The 21,651-nt window shown below is 38.4% G+C and carries 17 protein-coding genes and 1 pseudogene; 9 read left to right on the forward strand and 9 right to left on the reverse strand.

The annotated features are described in order from the left end of the window. Positions 1-12: 12 nt before the first annotated feature. A complete protein-coding gene (gene nfuA / locus F984_RS13505; protein ID WP_002054458.1) occupies positions 13-651 on the reverse strand; it encodes a Fe-S biogenesis protein NfuA in 639 nt (212 codons plus the stop codon). Positions 652-809: 158 nt separating this feature from the next. On the opposite strand from nfuA, the gene F984_RS13510 reads away from it, so the two are divergent. The 5 genes from F984_RS13510 (at position 810) to F984_RS13530 (ending at position 6,648) form a co-directional block, all read left to right on the forward strand. Then, the gene (locus F984_RS13510) at positions 810-1,427 is read left to right on the forward strand and encodes a rhomboid family intramembrane serine protease (protein ID WP_004710083.1); all 618 of its coding nucleotides are present in this window, start codon (positions 810-812) and stop codon (positions 1,425-1,427) included. A 169-nt stretch (positions 1,428-1,596) separates the two neighbouring features. Further along, positions 1,597-3,273 (forward strand): arylsulfatase, encoded by a 1,677-nt coding sequence (locus F984_RS13515; protein ID WP_004710085.1) that lies wholly within the window; start codon positions 1,597-1,599, stop codon positions 3,271-3,273. Next, positions 3,270-4,277 carry a formylglycine-generating enzyme family protein gene (locus F984_RS13520; protein ID WP_004710086.1) on the forward strand — a complete coding sequence of 336 codons (1,008 nt, stop codon included), beginning with the start codon at positions 3,270-3,272 and terminating at the stop codon, positions 4,275-4,277. The genes F984_RS13515 and F984_RS13520 overlap by 4 nt, the downstream gene beginning before the upstream one ends. A 117-nt stretch (positions 4,278-4,394) precedes the next feature. Then, positions 4,395-4,559 (forward strand): hypothetical protein, encoded by a 165-nt coding sequence (locus F984_RS13525; RefSeq protein WP_004710089.1) that lies wholly within the window; start codon positions 4,395-4,397, stop codon positions 4,557-4,559. Between the two features lie 541 nt (positions 4,560-5,100). Beyond that, on the forward strand, positions 5,101-6,648 hold the full coding sequence (locus F984_RS13530) for a hypothetical protein (protein ID WP_004710090.1): 1,548 nt from the start codon (positions 5,101-5,103) through the stop codon (positions 6,646-6,648). A 43-nt stretch (positions 6,649-6,691) separates the two neighbouring features. Here F984_RS13530 and F984_RS13535 read toward each other — a convergent pair whose 3' ends face one another. The 3 genes from F984_RS13535 to F984_RS13545 all read right to left on the reverse strand — a co-directional run bounded on the left by F984_RS13535 (position 6,692) and on the right by F984_RS13545 (position 10,216). Further along, a complete protein-coding gene (locus F984_RS13535) occupies positions 6,692-8,026 on the reverse strand; it encodes a D-serine ammonia-lyase (RefSeq protein WP_004710093.1) in 1,335 nt (444 codons plus the stop codon). Positions 8,027-8,186: 160 nt separating this feature from the next. Continuing rightward, positions 8,187-9,818, reverse strand: a complete 1,632-nt coding sequence (locus F984_RS13540; RefSeq protein WP_004710095.1) for an inorganic phosphate transporter — start codon at positions 9,816-9,818, stop codon at positions 8,187-8,189. Between the two features lie 167 nt (positions 9,819-9,985). Beyond that, positions 9,986-10,216, reverse strand: a complete 231-nt coding sequence (locus tag F984_RS13545) for a hypothetical protein (RefSeq protein WP_033845555.1) — start codon at positions 10,214-10,216, stop codon at positions 9,986-9,988. Between the two features lie 65 nt (positions 10,217-10,281). On the opposite strand from F984_RS13545, the gene metH reads away from it, so the two are divergent. Continuing rightward, positions 10,282-13,968, forward strand: a complete 3,687-nt coding sequence (metH, locus tag F984_RS13550) for a methionine synthase (protein ID WP_004710100.1) — start codon at positions 10,282-10,284, stop codon at positions 13,966-13,968. A 52-nt stretch (positions 13,969-14,020) separates the two neighbouring features. Here metH and F984_RS13555 read toward each other — a convergent pair whose 3' ends face one another. Further along, complete coding sequence (locus tag F984_RS13555) at positions 14,021-15,292, reverse strand: hypothetical protein (protein ID WP_004710102.1); 1,272 nt, start codon at positions 15,290-15,292, stop codon at positions 14,021-14,023. Between the two features lie 161 nt (positions 15,293-15,453). On the opposite strand from F984_RS13555, the pseudogene F984_RS13560 reads away from it, so the two are divergent. Further along, positions 15,454-15,660, forward strand: a pseudogene (locus F984_RS13560) (LysR substrate-binding domain-containing protein); the annotation flags it as partial. A gap of 12 nt (positions 15,661-15,672) precedes the next feature. Here F984_RS13560 and F984_RS13565 read toward each other — a convergent pair. Further along, positions 15,673-16,119 (reverse strand): hypothetical protein, encoded by a 447-nt coding sequence (locus F984_RS13565; RefSeq protein ID WP_004710107.1) that lies wholly within the window; start codon positions 16,117-16,119, stop codon positions 15,673-15,675. A 173-nt stretch (positions 16,120-16,292) separates the two neighbouring features. Between F984_RS13565 and F984_RS13570 the strand changes: the two genes are divergently transcribed. Then, positions 16,293-17,438 (forward strand): aldose epimerase family protein, encoded by a 1,146-nt coding sequence (locus F984_RS13570; protein WP_004710113.1) that lies wholly within the window; start codon positions 16,293-16,295, stop codon positions 17,436-17,438. Positions 17,439-17,505: 67 nt separating this feature from the next. Here the strand turns inward: F984_RS13570 and F984_RS13575 are convergent, their stop codons facing one another. Continuing rightward, positions 17,506-18,726 (reverse strand): MFS transporter, encoded by a 1,221-nt coding sequence (locus F984_RS13575; protein WP_004710115.1) that lies wholly within the window; start codon positions 18,724-18,726, stop codon positions 17,506-17,508. Between the two features lie 106 nt (positions 18,727-18,832). On the opposite strand from F984_RS13575, the gene F984_RS13580 reads away from it, so the two are divergent. Next, entirely contained in the window at positions 18,833-19,621 is a 789-nt protein-coding gene (locus F984_RS13580) for an AraC family transcriptional regulator (RefSeq protein ID WP_004710117.1), read from the forward strand. On the opposite strand, the gene F984_RS13585 is transcribed toward F984_RS13580, so the two are convergent. Then, positions 19,588-20,910 (reverse strand): glutaminase, encoded by a 1,323-nt coding sequence (locus tag F984_RS13585; protein WP_002054468.1) that lies wholly within the window; start codon positions 20,908-20,910, stop codon positions 19,588-19,590. The two genes, F984_RS13580 and F984_RS13585, sit on opposite strands and share 34 nt — an antisense overlap. Positions 20,911-21,088: 178 nt before the next feature. Further along, a complete protein-coding gene (gene def, locus F984_RS13590) occupies positions 21,089-21,571 on the reverse strand; it encodes a peptide deformylase (RefSeq protein WP_004710118.1) in 483 nt (160 codons plus the stop codon). Positions 21,572-21,651: the final 80 nt, after the last annotated feature.

The raw sequence follows: 21,651 nt of genomic DNA on the forward strand, positions 1-21,651 counted from the left end.
CAAATAATTTAATTATTTGAAATAAGCACCTTCTGCTTGCGTATGGTCTGTTTGGTCAACTACACGTTGTAGTTCAGGAATGTGTTCTCTTAACGTTGTTTCTACACCTTGTTTCAAGGTTACATCAATTGCAGAACAACCTTGGCAACCACCACCGAACTTCAATACAGCAGTTAAGCCATGTTCAGGATCATCTTGCACTTCAACTAAGCTACAGTTACCGCCGTGTCCTGCAAGACCTGGATTAATTTCCGCTTGAAGTACATAAGTAATACGCTCTTCAATTGATGCATCTGGCCCTACACGCGGCACTTTAGAGTTTGGTGCACGGAAAGTTAGCTGACCACCGAAACGATCTTTGTTGTAGTCAATAACAGCGTCTAAAAGATATGGAATAGACGGCGCATCAATGTATGCAGGGAAATCAGGATAGTCCTGTTTATAGTCCGTTGGCACCACTTCTTCTGGTGCACTATATGCCATACAGCACTCTGCACGTGGTGTACCCGGATGTTCAACAAAAATTCGAACGCCAATTCCCGGAGTATTTTGCTTCGCCAATAATTCGTGCAAATACTCTTGTGCAGATGGTGTAATCAAAAGGTTCGGAATTTCTTCTGCAACAGCAGTGTTGGTGTTCTCAGTCGACATAACAATATTCCTCAAGCTGATGCCTTTATATTAACCGAAGATGAGGTGGATTTAAAAAAAATCAACTAAATTTGTCGGATTTATACACAACGGGGTTTCAAGTTGTATTTTTAATGGCATTATTGACCTCAGTATTGATCATTTTTTAAATATTTCTTATGTTGCATTTGCCGTTTAACCATACCATTACCCTTATTATTATTACGGTCATTATCTCTTTACTTGCTTTTAGCAATCAAAACGTTATGAACCGCCTAATCTTTTGGCCGCCTGCGATGCAACGTGGACAATTTGATCGCTTCATCACACATGGCTTTATTCACGCAGATGGTACTCATTTACTCTTTAATATGATTACCCTGTTTTTCTTTGGCAGCATCATTGAAAGTTTTTATCGCCAATATTTTTATGACATGGGTTTTGTGTTGTTCTATTTGGGCGGGTTAATTTTTGCGATTTTACCAAGCTATTTACAACATAAAAATGATGCAAATTGGGCAAGTCTTGGAGCTTCAGGAGCCGTATCTGCGGTTTTATTTGCCTATATCCTGTTTCAGCCATGGAAACTGATTTTTGTATTTTTTATTCCAGTACCCGCTATTATTTTTGCAGTTCTTTATGTTGCTTATAGCATTTGGGCAGGTAAACGTGGCAATACACATATCAATCATAGTGCCCATTTATGGGGTGCAGCTTACGGCGTAATTGTAACAATTTTGATTGAACCGCGAGTGATTCCACATTTCTTAGATCAACTTACCCGCTTACCGTTTTAAACTTAATATTTTTGAAAAGCCCGATATGGGCTTTTCTTTTTTTCTCATTTATTTATCACGATAAATTCTCAGATATTTTTCTGATTTTCTTTGATCAATTCCTTGTTTTGATTGCAAAAACCATCTGATTAAACTCAAGCACAATTCTTTTAATAATTCAGATGATACAATGAAGTACAAAGCACTTTTATCTAGTCTTTCCATTGCTTTATTTAGCTTATCTTTAGCTGGTTGTAACGATAATGATTCACAAGAAACCACGGTAAGTACTCCAAAGCAGCCCAATATTTTATTTATTATGGCTGATGACTTAGGCTATTCAGATTTAGGAGCATTTGGTGGTGAAATTCATACGCCTAATATTGATAGTTTGGCGCAAGAAGGTCGACTTTTAACGGACTATCATACTGCACCCACTTGTTCCCCTACTCGCTCACAACTTATTTCAGGAACTGATCATCACCTAGCAGGCATAGGTGCTATGGCAGAGCTTACACCAGACCATTTAAAAGGCCAGCCAGGTTACGAAGGCTATTTAAATGAACGCTCTTTATCAATTGCGCAGGTGCTCAAAGACAATGGTTATCGGACATATATTAGTGGTAAATGGCATTTGGGGCTAACTCCTGAAACCAATGCTCATGCCAAAGGTTTTGACCATTCATTTACCTTATTACAAGGTTTAGACCATCACTTTAAACAAGCTCCAAGCGCGTTTAAACGAAATTCAACCTATACCGAAGATGGGCAAATTATTCCAATTTCAGCATTACCTGATGACTTTTTCTCGACCAATTATTTTACCGATAAATTGCTGAGCTATTTAGAATCAGGTAAAAATAGCGGTAAGCCATTCTTTGCTTATGCTGCCTATACAGCACCTCACTGGCCTATACAGGCTCCAGCAGAATACCGTGACAAATATCGTGGCGTTTACGATGTCGGTTATGACGCCATTAGAAAAGCACGTATAGCACGCCAAAAACAGCTTGGAATTATTCCAGCAAACTTTGAAGCAGCAGAACCAATCGCCACTCAAAATGCACCACAAAAATATGGAAAATGGGAAGAGTTAACAGCTGAGCAGAAAGCACTTGAAGCCCGTAAAATGGAAATCTACGCAGGTATGGTAGAAAATCTTGATGCAAATGTAGGCCGAATTATCCAATACCTAAAACAAAATAATCTTTATGAAAATACTTTAATTTTCTTTGTTTCTGACAATGGTGCAGAAGGTTTCATTCGTGGTGGGTATGGCAGTGAATCTGGTTTTGATAATTCTGTAGCAAACGTAGGCACCCCTACTTCTTACCACTATATTGGACCACGTTGGGCTGAAGTCAGCGCGGCACCTTTTCATTTATGGAAAGATACAGCTGGCGAAGGTGCAACTACAGCTCCTGCTATTGTGAAATTACCAAATCAGAAAAAAGCTGAAGAAACCAATCATAGCTTCGCATCTGTACTCGATGTTTTTCCAACATTATTAGATTATGCCCATATTCCGGTACCTCAAGGACAATATAAAGGCCGAACCATTAATACACCAAGTGGTTACTCTTGGAAGTCTGTACTTGAAAATAAATCACAAACTATCCGTCCAGCTAATTTCAGCTTTGCCGATGAATTACACGGTAGTAAATATGCTAAACAAGGTGAATGGAAAATTGCACTTCAAGGACGCCCTGAATTAGGATCAGGTTCTTGGGAACTCTATAACATTGCTACTGATCGTGGTGAAAATCATAATGTTGCGCAGCTTTACCCTGCAAAAGTTCAAGAGCTATTAGCGGTTTATCAGAAATATACTGAGCAAAATGGCGTACAGGAATATAACGCCAAATGAAATTAAAACTGTTTTTGAGTACTACACTCAGCCTGTTATTCATCACAGGCTGTAGTAAGTCTGAACATAAAGCTGACCTGAAAACAGTTTTACCAAAGCAAGCCATCTCATCGGCTGCTTTGGGTTCTATCGAACAGTGTAAAAGCTATACAGGGCTTCCTACAAACTGGCTTAAAAATACAACCGCAGGTATGGTATTCATACCAGATGGACAATTTAATTTTGGTTCTGAAAAAGCTTATCCAGATGAACTTAACTTTGGGAAAAAACAACGGGAAGTTAAAGGTTTCTGGATTGATCAAACTGAAGTCACTGTTGCTCAATTCGCCAGTTTTGTGAAGGCAACTGGTTATATTACCGATGCTGAAAAACAAAAACAGGCTGCTGTTTTTACTCCAGATCCACGTCATCCCCAACAATGGTGGCAACTCAAATCAGGATATACATGGAAAACTCCAAATGGCAAAAATGGAGCTCTCCCTCCCCCTCACGAACCTGTAAGGTACGTGACGAAAAATGATGCTGAACATTATGCAGTTTGGCTAGGACGTGATTTACCAACAGAATTAGAATGGGAATACGCCGCTAAAGCAAACTCAAAAACTGACACACCTTTACACCAAGCACCTACCGATGAACATCAGCATCCACAAGCAAATTACTGGCAAGGCACATTCCCTTTTGAAAATTTGAATCACGACCATTTTACTGGTGTTGCTCCTGTCGGCTGTTTTAAATCCAACGGCTTTAAGCTATTCGATATGATTGGAAATGTTTGGGAATGGACATCCTCTCCCTATCAAGGTGCGCATGATCAACATATGGGTAATTATTCTGATTTAAGACAAAAAGAAATGAGCAGCACTCAATATGTGATTAAAGGGGGCTCATTTTTGTGTGCTGAAAATTACTGTTCACGTTACCGTAATAGTAGTCGCTACCCACAAGATTTTGATTTAGCCGCTACTCATGTAGGTTTTCGTACAATTTTACGTACGCCTTAATCGCTAAAAAAACTAGTTTAGAGTGTTGATATTTCTTAACCAAAAATAGATCGAAAAACAATCTAATAATTTCTATAGTAAATAATAAAAGGGAGAATGATAAAAAGAGAGAACAATATGAAAAAATTTCTAGTTTGTGCAGCAGCAATTTTCACACTATCACTATCAGCTTGTGCAGTTTATACCCCTGCTGGCAGTGTAGTAGTTGATCCGGATTCGCCTTATCACAATCATCCAGGAGATTTTTGTCCACCAGGTCAGGCCAAGAAAGGTCGTTGTTAAAAGTTTAGATAGACTATAAGCAAATTAATCTGACTGTTTAGAAAGATGATTTACAGCTTATGTATAGGGCTTCACCCAAAATTAGATGGGGCGAAACTAGAAAATTATGGTGTAAAAAAATCACCATATCCCCAAGATTTTTAAAAGACAATCTTACGTTGTCTTCCATCTAGTTTCACCCCAATTCTTTCTTATTCCGTTTGACTTTTCTTATCGTTTAATAAAAAAGTCTAGTTTTTTACTCATCATCGTATCTTTTTTATTGATACATTTTGAACATTTTATCTTCAGCTTAGATCTGATGAATTCGCTCTATACAAAATAATCATTTATGTAACGTAAGTCTATAAAAATGTTCTAGAAATGTGAAAAAAAATGAAGTTAAAATGAGATCAAATTATCATAAAAATTCACTCAAACCACCTTCATCACAAAAATAATTTAATTTTCATTTTGTCAGTTATTGCCACTCGTTTCTTTTAATTGGCATAGATAATGTATACACCTGTATATTAATACTACCGTCCAAGTGAGATATTTTATGTCCAGCCAGAGTCCAGACGAAGGTCTACAATTTCCGATACACGCTTCAACAAAAAAACAAAGTACTTCTCGCACAGGCCAAGAGATTTTGTCAGAAGCTTTATCTATTGTAGATAATAAAACTGCTCAACAGATTTTGACTGAAAAAAACTGGCGGAAAAACTATCCAAGATACTTTAAATCACTTGTTCAACATGGGCTTTCTAATAGCAATAACCCGATTACCATCGCCAAACAGGGCTTACATAAGGCTCATCATCTTTTTGACTATTTCCGCGATGGTAAACACTATCTTTTAAAAGATGCTCTGCACATCCCTACCACTAAGCCTTTAAATACAGTTAAATTTAAAGGTGAAAGTGAAGCTGCACCAGAATGGTATGTTCCATATAAAGGCCAAAAACTTAGCGGGCAAAGCTTACTTGATCAAATTCAAAAATGGGAAAATGCAGGTATTATTGAACCAAGCCATGCCAAGGCTTTACGTGAAGCTGCCGCTCATCCAGAATGGTTTGATTTATCTGATCGAACCATGGTTCTGTTTGGTGCAGCTTCAGAAGCTGGCCCTTTACCTTGGTTAGCAAAGTGGAAAGCGAATATTGTTGCAATTGATTTACCGAACCCACGAGTTTGGGGGAAAATTTTAAATACAATTCAGCAAGGAAACGCAACGCTGATTGCACCTACAATTGAATCAGTTGACTCAACAGCAAAAGCTTCTGAATTAAGAGATAAATTAGGTGCCAATTTACTGACTCAAATACCAGAAATTGCACAGTGGTTAGTTCAATTTCCTCAAAAATTAGATTTAGCTGCTATTGCTTATCTAGATGGTGAAAAACATGTCCGCGTCTCAATGGCTATGGATAGTATTATGCAATATGTGAGTGAACATAAAGCCGATACAAGCTTAATGTTTATGTGTACTCCAACCGATGTTTACGCAGTACCTAAAGAAGTTGCAGAGGCAGCTCAAGAGAAATTTAAATCTCGTTCACAACTACAAAAAATGGCTGCAAAAGGTGTCTCTACACTATCGCTCAAACGTTTTTTCCAAGCACCTTATCAAGACTTGATTACCAGCGAAAATGGCAAAACTTATGGTATTGCAGACTGCTTGGTAGTTGAACAAGGGCCAAACTACGCATTAGCTAAACGTATTCAACAATGGCGAGCAACACTTGCCCGTCATCAAGGCCAACGCGTGAGTATTAATATTGCTCCATCTACGACAACTCATTCAGTCACAAAAAATCCACTCCTTAAAGCCGCTTTTAACGGTGCGGAACTTTTTGATGTAGAAGCGTTTAGTCCAGAAACCACAAATGCCATTATGGCGGCACTCTGGATCCATGACTTAAGAAATGAATCTTCTGTCGCAAATCCTGAAACTGTGCTTGACCATCCTCTAGAGTTGATGATGGAAGGTGCCAACCATGGCGGTCTATGGCGTGTGGCTTATTTAGCCCGTACAGCCCTTCCTTTTGCTGCAATCTATGGTTTTGCGGCCGAAAAGCTTCCAGTTAAGAAATTTTCTAAAAAATAATGAAGTTAAAAGCCCAATTCTAAAATTGGGCTTTTTTGTGCAATTATTTGTTTTGACTATGTGTTAAATACTTTTGCATTTCATCAGGTGGAACCATACCACCACCAGTCGCCCATACCACATGTGCCGCATGCTGTAACTTTTCAGCTGACAATTGATGCAAGGCCAAATAATCACGAGTAGTTTGCACATAATATGGCCCCATCATGCCTGCCGCTGCTGAGGGCTCAACTTGAATATTCTCAGTTTGATTTAAAAGCGCAATCAGCTCATATAAACATTCATCATGAATGGTGTAGTAACCGTCAATTAACTGCTGCATAGCACGGCCGACAAAACCAGAAGCACGGCCAACAGCCAATCCATCTGCAGCAGTAATGTTATCTAAACCAATATCGTTTACTGAAATCTGATCATGCAGCCCTGTATAAACACCTAGTAACATACATGGAGAGTGAGTCGGTTCTGCAAATATACAATGTACATGCTCACCAAAAGCGAGTTTTAACCCAAAACTCACTCCACCAGGGCCACCACCGACACCACATGGCAAATAAACAAATAATGGGTGTTCTGCATCGACTTTAATCTGTTTTTGCTCACACTGTTGTTTTAAGCGTATTCCTGCTACTGCATAACCTAAAAATAAAGTCGTCGAATTCTCATCATCAATAAAAAAACAATTTGGATCTTGTTCTGCTGCTTTACGTCCCTGCTCTACAGCGACACCATAATCACTGGCGTATTCCACAACATTGACACCTAATGAACGCAGTTTATCTTTCTTCCACTGTCTTGCATCAGCAGACATATGCACGGTCACTCTAAAACCGAGCTTCGCGCTCATAATACCGATCGATAAACCAAGATTACCTGTAGAACCTACCGCAATTTGATAATTGGAAAAAAATGCTCGAAATGCATCTTGGTCAAGTTTACTGTAATCATCATCTAACTTGAGAAGCCCTGCCTTAATTGCTAACTTTTCAGCATGAGCCAAGACTTCATAAATTCCACCACGTGCCTTGATTGAACCCGAAATAGGTAAATGACTATCTTTTTTAAGCCAAAGCTTTCCAGTAAGCTTCTGTTGTTTTTCTACAGATAAGGCTTGTTGCATATCTGCAATTTCAACTAGTTCTGATTCAATTTTTCCATGTAGTGCTTGAGTTTCTGGAAATACTTTTGCTAAGTAAGGTGCAAAACGTTCTAGCCTTGCTTCGGCATCTTTTACATCTTGCTCTGTAAGTGCTACTTTCGCGAGAGCTTCTTTTAAAGGATAACGGCTCGGATTAAACCAAAATGTTTCTTGGTAATCTTGTAATGTTTGAATGAGTGGGAATTGTTGTTTGAGTTGATCGAGTTGATCCGTTTTCATTTTATATCCTTTCATCAATTTTTGAGCTAGTCACCTAGCAATAAGTATTTGCAGTAATCATTCATTCTTTACTGAGTTTATTTGAAAAAAGCGATCTTTTTTTAATGTGACAATAAAAAAGCCACTAATAATAGTGGCTTTTTAGATTTAAGCAGACAACTTAAATGAACTTTAAGAACAACCAATATAAACCACCTGACAAACAGATGGTCGCAGGTAAAGTAAATATCCAAGCTGATAAAATTGTCTTAATGGTATTAAAGTTTAGACCTGATTTATTTGCAACCATGGTACCCGCAACAGCACTGTTTAAAACATGAGTAGTTGAAACTGGCATACCTAAACCATCTGCTGCTGCAATAGTACTCATTGCAATAAGCTCAGCAGACATACCTTGACCATAAGTCATATGGTTCTTACCAATACGCTCACCTACAGTCACCACAATACGTTTCCAACCAACCATAGTGCCAAGACCAAGCGCTAATGCAACCGCAACTTTCACCCAGTTTGGAATGTACTGTAAGAATGAATCCAAGCTACCGCGATAATCTTTCACAAGCTTTTTCTGTGAATCATCCATTTTTGGTAAAGCATCTGCTTTGTCCAAACGTTTAAACGTGGTTGTGCTTAAATACATATCATTACGAATTTCACTAATCGCAGCTTCAGGAATATCTTTTAAGTCGCTATAGCTAGAAACACGAGCACCTAAATGATCAGTCATACTTGCCAATGCAGGTACAACTTCAGGTGTCTGTTGCTTGGTTTGAATATATTTAGTTAAAACTTCACGCGCTTTTTCATCAGTCAATTCTTGCTGATTATGGTTTAACAAAACAGCAGTTTGAGAAGAAAGCTGGTGGAATGATTGAACCTGTTGTGTATCTAGGTTTTTATTTATTGAATAAGCTAACGGTACTAAACCAACCAAAATGAGCATGATGAGACCCATACCTTTTTGGCCGTCATTTGAACCGTGTGCAAAACTTACACCTGTACAGGTAAAGATTAAAATTGCACGAATGATTGCTGGTGGTGGCTTATTACCTTCAGGTGGCTGGAATAATTCTAATTGGCGTTTGAAAATAGTTTTAACCAACAAGAATAAGATTGCTGCAAAAGCAAAACCAATTAAAGGTGAAAATAATAATGCCTTACCTACTTTAATCACCTGGTCCATATCTACACCACTGGTCGTTACGCCAGTCGATGCACTCAATAGATGGTTCATAATACCCACACCCAAGATTGAACCAATCAAGGTGTGAGAGCTAGAAGCTGGGATTCCTAAGAACCAAGTACCAAGGTTCCAAAGAATTGCAGCGATTAACAATGCAAAAACCATTGCAAAGCCAGCACCGCTACCCATGTTCATGATAAGTTCAACAGGAAGCAATGCAATAATGCCATAAGCAACAGCACCACTTGCGACCATTACCCCAAGAAAATTACAAAAACCAGCCCACATGACTGCAACTGGTGCAGGCAATGCATTTGTATAAATGACCGTTGCAACTGCATTAGCAGTATCATGGAAACCGTTTACAAATTCAAAGCCCAATGCAATGAAAAGTGCAGTAGATAAAAGAATAACCGAATAAAGGCTCAAAGGTGGAACATGCGCTAAATCAGCACTAACCTGAAACCCAATATAAATAAGTGTTGCAACAATAATCGTCAGAAACACCGGCATAAAAAATTTCGGTGTTGGGACGTGTACATTCGTCGATTTTGCTTGCAGGTTTGCCGCAAGTTTTGAATCCGAAACAGGGGGTAGATTAGAATTCATGCAGACGGTAAGAGGATAATAAAATCCTCTGTATTCTTAAATTAAATTATGACAATTATATGACAAAGAGCCGCCTGATGAAGTCAATTTTTTATATTTTGACCTCATTTGATGCACCTTTCCCCGATCATTTTTATTTTATTTTTAAAATACAATAACTTAATTCATTATTTATGAGCTCCTTTTGTGCTTATTTTTACAGCAAAAAAATAAATAAAATGACCTATATGTCTATTTTTCATACAGAACAACTGTAATATTTCGGCATATTGAGCATGAAATATTTCAATATCATGATCATTTGATGAATATTTCATGAAAATTCTTTCGTTTTTGTCATAAAACACCCTCTTTTTTATTTTTTTACTTATTGTCTCATGACCTTCGTAGGTCATCATTTGTGCTGCTATTCTGTTACAATAGCGCCGCATTTTTAAATTCATATAAAAGATCGGGGTTTTCTATGTCTACGCTTGCCACCCTAAAAGCGCTTCTTGCTAAACGCATTCTGATTATTGATGGTGCTATGGGAACTATGATCCAGCGCCATAAATTAGAAGAAGCCGACTACCGTGGTGAGCGTTTTGCCGATTGGGCACATGACTTAAAAGGGAATAATGACCTTTTAGTTTTGACACAACCTCAAATTATTCAAGGCATTCATGAAGCTTATCTTGATGCTGGTGCGGATATTATTGAAACCAACAGCTTTAATGGCACGCGTGTTTCAATGTCTGACTATCACATGGAAGATCTTGTTCCAGAGATTAACCGTGAAGCAGCACGTTTAGCCAAAGCAGCTTGCGAAAAGTATTCAACTCCAGAAAAACCACGTTTTGTTGCTGGTGTACTTGGACCGACATCGCGCACTTGTTCAATTTCACCGAATGTAAATGACCCTGCTTTTCGTAACATTACCTTTGATGAGTTAAAAGAAAACTACATTGAAGCGACTCATGCACTGATTGAAGGCGGTGTAGATATCATTTTGATTGAAACCGTATTTGATACATTAAACTGTAAAGCAGCGATTTTTGCAGTCAAAGAAGTCTTTAAACAAATTGGTCGTGAATTACCAATTATGATTTCAGGGACAATTACCGATGCATCAGGTCGTACTTTAACAGGTCAGACTGCGGAAGCTTTCTGGAATTCTGTGCGCCATGGTGATTTGCTTTCAATTGGTTTTAACTGTGCCCTTGGTGCAGATGCCATGCGTCCTCACGTAAAAACCATTTCCGATGTCGCAGATACTTTCGTTTCAGCACACCCTAATGCAGGCTTACCAAACGCATTTGGTGGATATGACGAAACACCTGAGCAAACTGCAGCTTTCTTAAAAGAATTTGCTGAAAGCGGTTTAATTAATATTACTGGTGGTTGCTGTGGTACGACACCAGACCATATTCGAGCCATTGCTAATGCAGTCAAAGACATTGCGCCTCGCCAAGTACCTGAAACCGTACCTGCTTGTCGCCTAAGTGGTTTAGAACCATTTAATATTTATGATGACTCTCTCTTTGTAAACGTTGGTGAACGTACTAACGTTACCGGTTCTAAGAAATTCTTACGTCTCATTCGCGAAGAAAACTTTGCAGAAGCTTTAGAGGTTGCACAGCAACAAGTGGAAGCTGGCGCGCAAATTATTGACATTAACATGGATGAAGGAATGCTCGATTCGCAAAATGCGATGGTGCATTTCTTAAACCTTGTAGCATCAGAACCTGATATTTCACGTGTGCCAATCATGATTGACTCATCAAAATGGGAAATCATTGAAGCTGGCTTAAAATGCGTACAAGGTAAACCTGTTGTTAACTCCATTTCCTTAAAAGAAGGTTATGACGAGTTTGTCGAAAAAGCCCGCCTCTGCCGTCAATATGGTGCCGCAATTATTGTGATGGCCTTTGATGAAGCTGGACAGGCTGACACTGCTGAACGTAAACGCGAAATCTGTAAACGCTCATACGATATTTTAGTGAATGAAGTGGGCTTCCCTGCTGAAGATATTATTTTTGACCCGAACGTGTTCGCAGTAGCAACAGGTATTGAAGAACACAACAACTACGCGGTCGATTTTATCGAGGCTACAGGTTGGATTAAACAGAACTTACCACATGCCATGATTTCTGGTGGTGTATCGAACGTTTCGTTCTCGTTCCGTGGTAATGAGCCAGTTCGTGAAGCCATTCACTCGGTGTTCTTATACCATGCTATCAAGCAAGGCATGACCATGGGTATTGTGAACGCAGGTCAAATGGCAATTTATGATGATATTCCAGCCGAGCTAAAAGAAGCTGTTGAAGATGTCATCTTAAACCAAAACCAAGGTGAATCTGGTCAAGCTGCGACTGAGAAACTGCTTGAAGTAGCAGAAAAATACCGCGGACAAGGCGGTGCTGCCAAAGAAGCCGAGAACCTTGAATGGCGTAATGAGTCGGTTGAAAAACGTCTTGAATATGCACTAGTTAAAGGTATTACGACTTATATTGACCAAGACACCGAAGAAGCGCGCTTAAAATCTAAACGTCCTTTAGATGTGATTGAAGGACCGCTGATGGACGGTATGAACGTGGTTGGTGACTTGTTTGGTTCAGGCAAAATGTTCTTACCGCAGGTTGTGAAATCTGCCCGTGTAATGAAACAAGCTGTAGCATGGCTCAACCCCTACATTGAAGCTGAAAAGTCTGAAGGACAATCTAAAGGTAAAGTCCTCATGGCAACGGTAAAAGGCGACGTACACGATATTGGTAAGAATATTGTAGGCGTGGTACTTGGCTGTAATGGTTATGACATTGTTGACCTTGGTGTAATGGTACCTTGCGAGAAAATCTTACAAACCGCAATTGATGAAAAATGTGACATCATCGGGTTGTCTGGTCTGATCACTCCATCTTTAGATGAAATGGTATTTGTTGCGAAAGAAATGCAACGCAAAGGCTTTAACATTCCTCTATTAATTGGTGGTGCGACGACATCTAAAGCCCACACGGCAGTAAAAATTGACCCTCAGTATCAGAATGATGCAGTAATTTATGTTGCCGATGCTTCACGTGCTGTAGGTGTTGCTACAACCTTGCTTTCTAAAGACATGCGAGGTGCATTTATTGAAGAGCACCGTGCTGAATATGCCAAAATTCGTGAACGTTTAGCCAACAAACAACCAAAAGCGGCCAAACTGACTTATAAAGAGTCGGTTGAAAATGGTTTTAAAATTGATGAAAGCTACGTGCCACCAAAACCAAATCTTTTAGGAACACAAGTTTTAAAGAATTATCCGCTTGCAACACTCGTGGATTATTTTGACTGGACACCATTCTTTATTTCTTGGAGCTTGGCAGGTAAATTCCCGAAAATTTTAGAAGATGAAGTGGTTGGTGAAGCTGCAACAGATTTGTACAATCAAGCTCAAGCGATGTTGAAAGATATTATCGACAACAACCGTTTTGATGCTCGTGCCGTATTCGGTATGTTCCCTGCTCAGCGCACTGATGCAGACACCGTCAGCGTATTTGATGAAGCGGGTCAAAATGTTACGCATACTTTTGAGCATTTACGTCAGCAATCTGACAAAGTGACAGGTAAACCAAACTTGTCTTTGGCAGATTACATTCGTAATGACCGTGAGCAGCAGGACTACTTAGGCGGATTCACTGTATCGATTTTTGGTGCAGAAGAATTGGCAAATGAATACAAAGCCAAAGGTGATGACTACTCTGCAATTTTAGTTCAGTCATTAGCTGACCGCTTTGCTGAAGCTTTTGCCGAACACTTACATGAACGCATTCGTAAAGAATTCTGGGGCTATAAAGCTGATGAACAGCTCAGCAATGAAGATCTGATTAAAGAGAAATATGTCGGTATTCGCCCTGCACCAGGTTACCCTGCTTGCCCTGAGCACTCTGAAAAGGCAGTGTTGTTTGACTGGTTAGGCTCTACAGATAAAATTGGTACTAAACTGACTGAACACTTTGCAATGATGCCACCATCTTCGGTGAGTGGTTTCTATTATTCTCATCCACAAAGTGAATACTTTAACGTGGGCAAAATCTCTCAAGACCAACTTGAAGATTATGCAAAACGTAAAGGTTGGACACTAGATGAAGCGAAGCGTTGGTTAGCGCCTAATTTAGACGACTCGATTGTTTAAGTTTAAATAGTAATAAAAAATCCCCTCTAGTGAGGGGATTTTTTTATCATATTTAATCAATAATTCCTGGAATATAAATCATTCCATTGAAAACATCTTCACCTAATTTAACATTATTAAATCTAAAAGTTTTTTTATCATTATCCATAGATAAACCTGAACAAGATTTATAGCGATCTCCACAAACTATTTTTTCATTTTCTTTCGTAGTTTCAATTGAAATATGACCATTGAATTCTTGAATTACTTCCAATGGATAAGCTCCTGTTTGCCCTATTAAACTAATAGAATATTTTTTCTGATCATTTACGACATAAGCGAAACCATAATTTTGCCGCAATATAGGATATATTTCTTTATTAATTAAAATATTAGAAGTATTCCTAGGAATATTATATTCCAAATCTAACACTCTAAATTTATTTCGTTCTTTATCAAATAAATTCAAGTTCTGTATATTAATAGATAGTATCTTTTCATTATCTCCCCACGAGATCGACGAAGCAGGAACTAAGCCATAAAAGGAAAAACCTGGTTCATAATTTGTTAAATTATAATTTCGAACTTTAAGTTGTATATCTTTAGAATATTGATTATTATTACTTTCTTTAAATATTTCAATATTCACAATATCATCATCTTTTTTAAAAACAAGTTCATCTACACTACCAATGTTTTTATTATTTCCATCTTTATAAATAATAATATCTGAATTCATATCAGATAATTTATATACTTGATTATCTAATTCGAGGATACCTATCCCACTTTTTCTTGGAAATCTATCTTTATTAAAACCCACCCAGTTAGAGGGTATTTTTAATTCTAAGTTACCTGTAATTTTTGCCGTTAAATCTTTTTTTTCTATCCAGTCAACTAAATAATTTTTCCATAATTTATTAAAATTATTTTTAAATCTTATATTTAATTGTCTACTATCATTATCAAAACTATATTCCGTATTATCTGAACAGTCTTCATAATTTATACAAAATAAAACACTCATATCATTATATTTATTTATCCAAGCAAGCGAGGCAAAACGTGCCTTATTACTTTCAGCCAAAAGCTGTAATTCACCATAAATAGGAAGGTCCGTTTTATCGGGTTTGTTAAAATAGAGAGTTACATCTGAGCTATTTCCTTGGGCTATTAAGCTATATTCCTCTTCTTTTACATTCAAGTTAACTTTATCATTAAAATTTTCAGCTTCGATTGTAAGCATATTTTTTTCATACTCATTTTCTTCTCTTTTGGACTCCTCCCCACAACCAATTAAAAAAATAGTACTTAATACACTTATTTTGATTAGTTTATAACTCATAAGATCCTCATATTAATTTTTTGTTTTTTAAATCCCTACAGATATTATCATCAATTACAAATATTAATACCATTAAATTCAATTATTTATTTTGAAAAAATGATAAAATCAACCTTCCAAGTCTCTATCATAATTTTTAGTTTTAAAAAAATTCGATATTTGAAGCAGCTATGCATGGACTAGGATTTGTTTTGGAAAGTAATTTACTCACTCAAAATTATTTGGACTCAGGAAAATTGGTTAGAGTTTTTGCAGATGAATTATCAATTCCTATTTCTACTCATCATTTGGTGTATTCACAAACGCATCAATTTATTCCTAAAATTGAGCTATTTTTAAACTGGATTCATGATGAGTTAGCAGATTGAGAAAGTGATTTCTTAAATGATCTGAATTTCCTCAACTCTTAAGTGATGCATCATCTCTCGAACAAATACAAAGTAGGTAAAAACATAAAGCTGATCTGGAGACACTTGGTTTATGTAATAGCTCAAACGCTCAATAAAATCATTGAATCCATGCTCAAGCTCAATACGGCTGATTTGCTTTTTAGCACTAAAAAATAACTGACTGAGGTGTGTCATAGCAGCATCAGACGTAACAGCTACCCCACTTATATTCAGATTTCTGAGGGGCTGAGACTCTATTATTTCTTCAATAAAATAAATCATCTTTTCGATAGCAAGCTCATCAATAATACCATGACGAATACTGTTCGACTCAACAAAACCCAAACCCTGTTCAAGTTGAATGTGCTGGTTGTCTAAATCAAATGACAAGCCATTAAGAGCAAGTGAAAATTTTAAAACTGAGACAGAATGAGTCATAAAAATAGCTTACCGCTGAGTTTTATTAATAGGACTAGGGCCAGTTTGTTCAATAGTTAGAGTTAACAGCGCTAATCATCATTAACACTATATATAATAAAAAACTCTTTAAAAAGATGAAAAATCAATCTTATATTCATCCAGTCCAACTATTTACAAAATAGAGTATAAGCATGAAAAAATTAGCAATTTTAGGTGTTACGGTTTATAGCTTTGCACAACTTACCAATGCAGCCACATTAAATTTAAAACCATATGGTACGACTCAAGACGGTCAAAAAGTTGATCTATATACCATGAGCAATAACAAAGGAGTCTCGGTATCTTTTATTAGTTACGGGGGTGTAATTACACAAATCTTGACTCCCGATGCCCAAGGTAAACAAAATAATATCGTTTTGGGCTTCGATGATCTAAAAGGTTATGAAGTCACTGATACCAAGGCAGGCATTCATTTTGGCGGATTAATTGGTCGTTATGCGAACCGTATTGGCAATGCTAAATTTAGCTTAGATGGGAAAACGTATAACCTCGAAAAAAATAATGGCCCGAATTCATTACATAGCGGGAATCCCGGTTTTGATAAACGTGTTTGGCAAGTTAAACCCCTCGTTTCTACAGGTGAAACCGTTAAAGCTTCTCTGAAGTTAACCAGTCCAAATGGTGATCAAGGTTTTCCCGGAAAATTAGATGTAGAAGTAATCTACAGTCTTTCAGATCAAAATGAATTCAAGATTGAATATAAAGCCAAAACTGATCAGCCTACAGTCGTCAACCTCACCAATCATAGTTACTTCAACTTGTCAGGAGCTGGGAACAATCCTTATGGTGTACTAGATCATGTGGTACAACTCAATGCAGACCGTATATTAGTAACCGATCAAAACTCTTTACCAACAGGTGAAATTGCTTCAGTTGCAGGTACACCTTTTGACTTTCGGAAGCCTAAAGCAATTGTGAAAGATATTCGAGCAAATAATCAGCAATTGGCCTATGGATATGGCTATGACCAAACTTGGGTAATTAATCAAAAGTCTCAAGGGAAATTAAATCTTGCAGCGATTGTGGTTGACCCAAAATCTAAACGGACCATGCAAGTCTTAACCACTGAACCAAGTGTCCAAATGTATACAGCCAATCATTTACTCGGAAATATTGTTGGCGCAAATGGCGTGCTCTATCGACAAGCAGACGCGCTAGCATTAGAAACGCAGCATTTTCCAGACAGCCCGAATCAACCCTCTTTCCCTTCTACACGTTTGAACCCAAACCAAACTTATAACAGTGTCACCGTATTTAAGTTTGGTGTTCAAAAATAGTCTTTTAATTAGAGATATGTTTGGCTAAAAAAGACTCTCAGCTGAATATGACTGAGAGTCTTTTCATTTATTTAACCTTTGTGTTTGGTAAAAGTGCTGTTGCAAAACCAAGTAATGGCAACAATGAACATAAACTAAATACCCATTCAATGCCATTAATATCCGCTAAATGCCCTAGCCCAGCTGCGGCAATACCACTTACCCCAAACATAAGGCCAAACATTAAACCCGCAATCATACCCACACGGCCCGGAACAGCTTCTTGCGCATACACCACCATCGCTGCAAAAGCCGATGACAACACCAAACCAGCAATAATTGAAAAAACTGTTGTCCAAAATAAGTTTGCATACGGCATCATTAATGCAAATGGCGCCATACCAACAAATGAAACCCAAATCACAGCTTTACGGCCAATCTTATCGCCAATTGGACCACCAGCAAATGTACCTACAGCCACAGCCGCCAAAAAAGCAAATAGGTGTAATTGAGCTGTTTGAATACTGATATGGAACTTTTGAATTAAGTAAAAGGTAAAGTAGTTACTAATGCTCGCAATGTAGGTAAATTTGGCAAACATCAACACACTAATTGTGCCCAAGGCGATAATGAGCTTACGGCCATGCAATTTAGTATGTGCTTGGGTAGCACGCGCAACTACCTGACTTTTAGCATGACTCACGGTCCAACGGCTTACGCCAAATAAAACCCAAATTGCTAAAAGTGCAAATATCACCAAACCCGCAACTGCATGCTGCCCAAATGGAACAATTAATAACGCTGCTAATAATGGGCCAATCGCAGTACCTGTGTTTCCGCCCACTTGGAAAGTCGACTGAGCTGTACCGAAGCGCCCGCCTGATGCCATTCGTGCTACCCGTGAAGCTTCTGGATGAAAGGTTGCGGACCCGACTCCAATCAGTGCAGATGCACATAACAACACGGCAAAACTTGGCGAAAAAGCTAACAAGATAATGCCGCAGAATGTGACGACCATTCCGAGTGGGAGAAGATACGGTTTTGGATGTTTATCGGTATAAAGTCCAATCCAAGGCTGTAGTAGCGAACCTGTAATTTGATATACAAACGAGATCAGGCCAACCTCCGCAAAACTCAGCGAAAAGTTTGCTTTTAACATTGGATAGATGGCTGGTAACACCGCCTGAATTAAATCATTTAGTAAATGTGCAACCGCCACGGCGCCTACAATTTTAATAATCATTCCTTGAGGCTGATCATTTGCAACGGTATTGGCAATACCATCTTTCAATTGTATTGAAGACGTCATACCTGAAAAACTCCAATATTTTTAAATGAGATGCTTATTGTAAATTGTCGCTTATAAAGTTATCTTCCAATAATCATCGTATAAGTGACAATTCCTAGGATAATTTATGTCCGATTCTCTTATTCAGTCCGATTTGTCTGAACTGGTGATTGGGCTATCTTCCGAGCATTCTTACCGAGAAATCACCCCAACCCATACGCATACACGTGCGCAGTTTTTATATGCATCTACTGGAACTATTCAGGTTTTCACACCGAATAATGTGTGGATTGTGCCACCCATGTGTGCGTTATGGATTCCAGCACATGTAGAGCACAGTGTGATTTCACTGAGTCACGTGAAGTTAAATACGGCATTGGTTGAAGTAAATGCAGCCGCTCTAATGGGACAACATTGCTTTATTATTCGGGTGAGTAACCTGTTGCATGAACTTTTAATACGTTTAAATGAAATTGAACGAGAGAAAATTCCAAATACAGCGACCTCTCAAGAGCTTTCCCGTTCTTTACAAATTTTGATTTTTGAAGAAATACATCGGGCCAATTTGTTGCCTATCCAGATTCCGTGGCCGAAAGACAAAAGACTCTTAAAAATTTGCCAAGAGTTATTACATATACCTGACAGTTCAAAAGATTTAACAGATTGGGCTGATGATATTGGCACGAGTTCTAGAACTTTAATGCGTATGTTCCAGAAAGAAACCGGGCTATCTTATCGGGCATGGATACAGCAAATGCATATTGCACTTGCCTTGAGTAAAATCGCGAATGGTGAATCTATTTCTCAAATTTCAGAGTCACTGGGGTATACAAACCCCAGCGCGTTCAGTGCGATGTTTAAGCGACATCTAGGAAAAACACCTCAGCAATTTAGAAGTGCCGCGATGTCGCTATAAGTCTTTTTTTTTGCAGGGAGGTCATGCTTTTCGAGCAAATCATCGAAATCGTGATAAACATGAAGTTCTCTGTCTTTACCAGTTCTCGCATGATCTAGGCGCTGTTCTGGATCGACTAGAACAAGTGTATGTCCATCATCAATTAAACGATCTAAGCCTTCTAAAAACATACGTTTACCCACATCGTGGATAAGTGAAATCTGGGTTAAATCAATGACGATTGTGCTTTGATCAATTGTCTCGTCTTGTAAAATACGCAATAACATTTCAGCTTCAGTAAACTTCAACACACCACGCAGCACATACACACTCAATGATGCATCTTTTCCAGTGCGATAATGGCTTTGTACAATGGTTTGTGCAGAAGGTGTTCCTTCCATGAGGTGTAACCCCATGTCACGAGATAATCGTTCTAAAATATCGATACCTCGAACACTATGACCATGCTCATCTAGTCGAGGTGAAAAAGCAGCCATACTGACCTGACCAGGTAGCACGCCCAAGATACCACCTGCTACACCACTTTTAGCAGGAATACCTACAGTTGAAAGCCAGTCACCCGCAGCATCATACATACCGCAGCTCATCATGACACTAAGTACTTGTCTAACCACAGAGCGGTTTAATAAGCGCTTTCCAGTTTTAGGATCGACCCCACCATTGGCAAGCACACTGCCCATGCGTACCAAGTCTTTCACTGTAACCATAATTGCACATTGGCGAATGTACCCATTCACAATATCGACTGGGTCAGTTTCTAAAATCCCCACCGTTCGCAACATATAACCGATCGAAAGATTACGGTAGGCTGTTTTGACTTCTGAATCATAAACAGACTCATCAAAACTTAATTCGCGGCCTGCAAGCTCGCTCATAAAACGGCGTAGAATTTCTGCGCTATGCAAACCATGTTTGACCTGAATCAAGGAATGTACAGTAATTGCGCCAGAGTTAATCATTGGATTTTTTGGTCGGCCGTCTTTACCCAATGAAATTTCATTAAAGGCTTCCCCTGAAGGCTCCACCCCTACTTTCGCGAGTACTGCATCAATGCCAAGTTGTTGCAAAACGTAGGCATATACAAAAGGTTTAGAAATCGATTGTATGGTGAACTCAACATCATCATCGCCGACCGAATAAATTTCCCCATCTACCGTAGACATTGCTAAAGCTAATCGATTTGGGTTTGCATTTGCCAACTCAGGAATATAATCGGCGAGATGACCACTGTTATCGACGTCACAGGCTTCTATAACATTTGCCAAATAATCTGGGAGAGGGGTTTTCATGGTCAGTAACCTTAAATGAGGAGATTTACAACATCGCGCAAAATTTCAGCACAGCCTGCTGATAATATTAAAATTATATCTTTTGTAATGATTTAAATATCACGCTATAAGTATTGTAATTCCTATAACTTCCCCATTTCAAGCTCATTATAGGTTTTTCAAAACTTTAAAGAGATGGTTAGCTTATTCTTTCTACAAACAAGATCCCATTTAAATGATCAATTTCATGTTGAACAATACGAGCAGGAAAACCATGAAAAACGCTTTCAATCGTCTCACCCTGAAGTGTTAAGTATTTCACCTTAACCATTTCTGCGCGTTCAACTTGTCCACGTTCGTCTGGCACACTTAAGCAGCCTTCTTCACCTAAACAAACTTCGTTTGAGAACTCTAAAATTTCAGGATTTACCATAACCACAGCATCCATTTCAGGTGCATCCGGATAGCGTGGATTTGGTCGAGATGCCACAATAATGACGCGTTTAGAGATATAAACTTGCGGTGCTGCAATCCCAACCCCATTACGCTCAAGCATTGTTGCATGCATAGCGTCAGCAAGCTGATAAAGCCAATTACTGTTTAGCTCATTTGCCGAAACAGGAGCCGCGATTAATTTCAAAATATCTTCACCGCGCTTCGCGACAGGTAAAACTACGCTCATCCTTTGAATCTCTCATTAAACTGGCTATGACAAGTTTTATTGTGTCGCTGAATAGCTCAAAAGAAAAGCCATTCCTACAT

This window comes from Acinetobacter nosocomialis NIPH 2119, from assembly GCF_000368085.1.
GTDB lineage: Bacteria > Pseudomonadota > Gammaproteobacteria > Pseudomonadales > Moraxellaceae > Acinetobacter > Acinetobacter nosocomialis.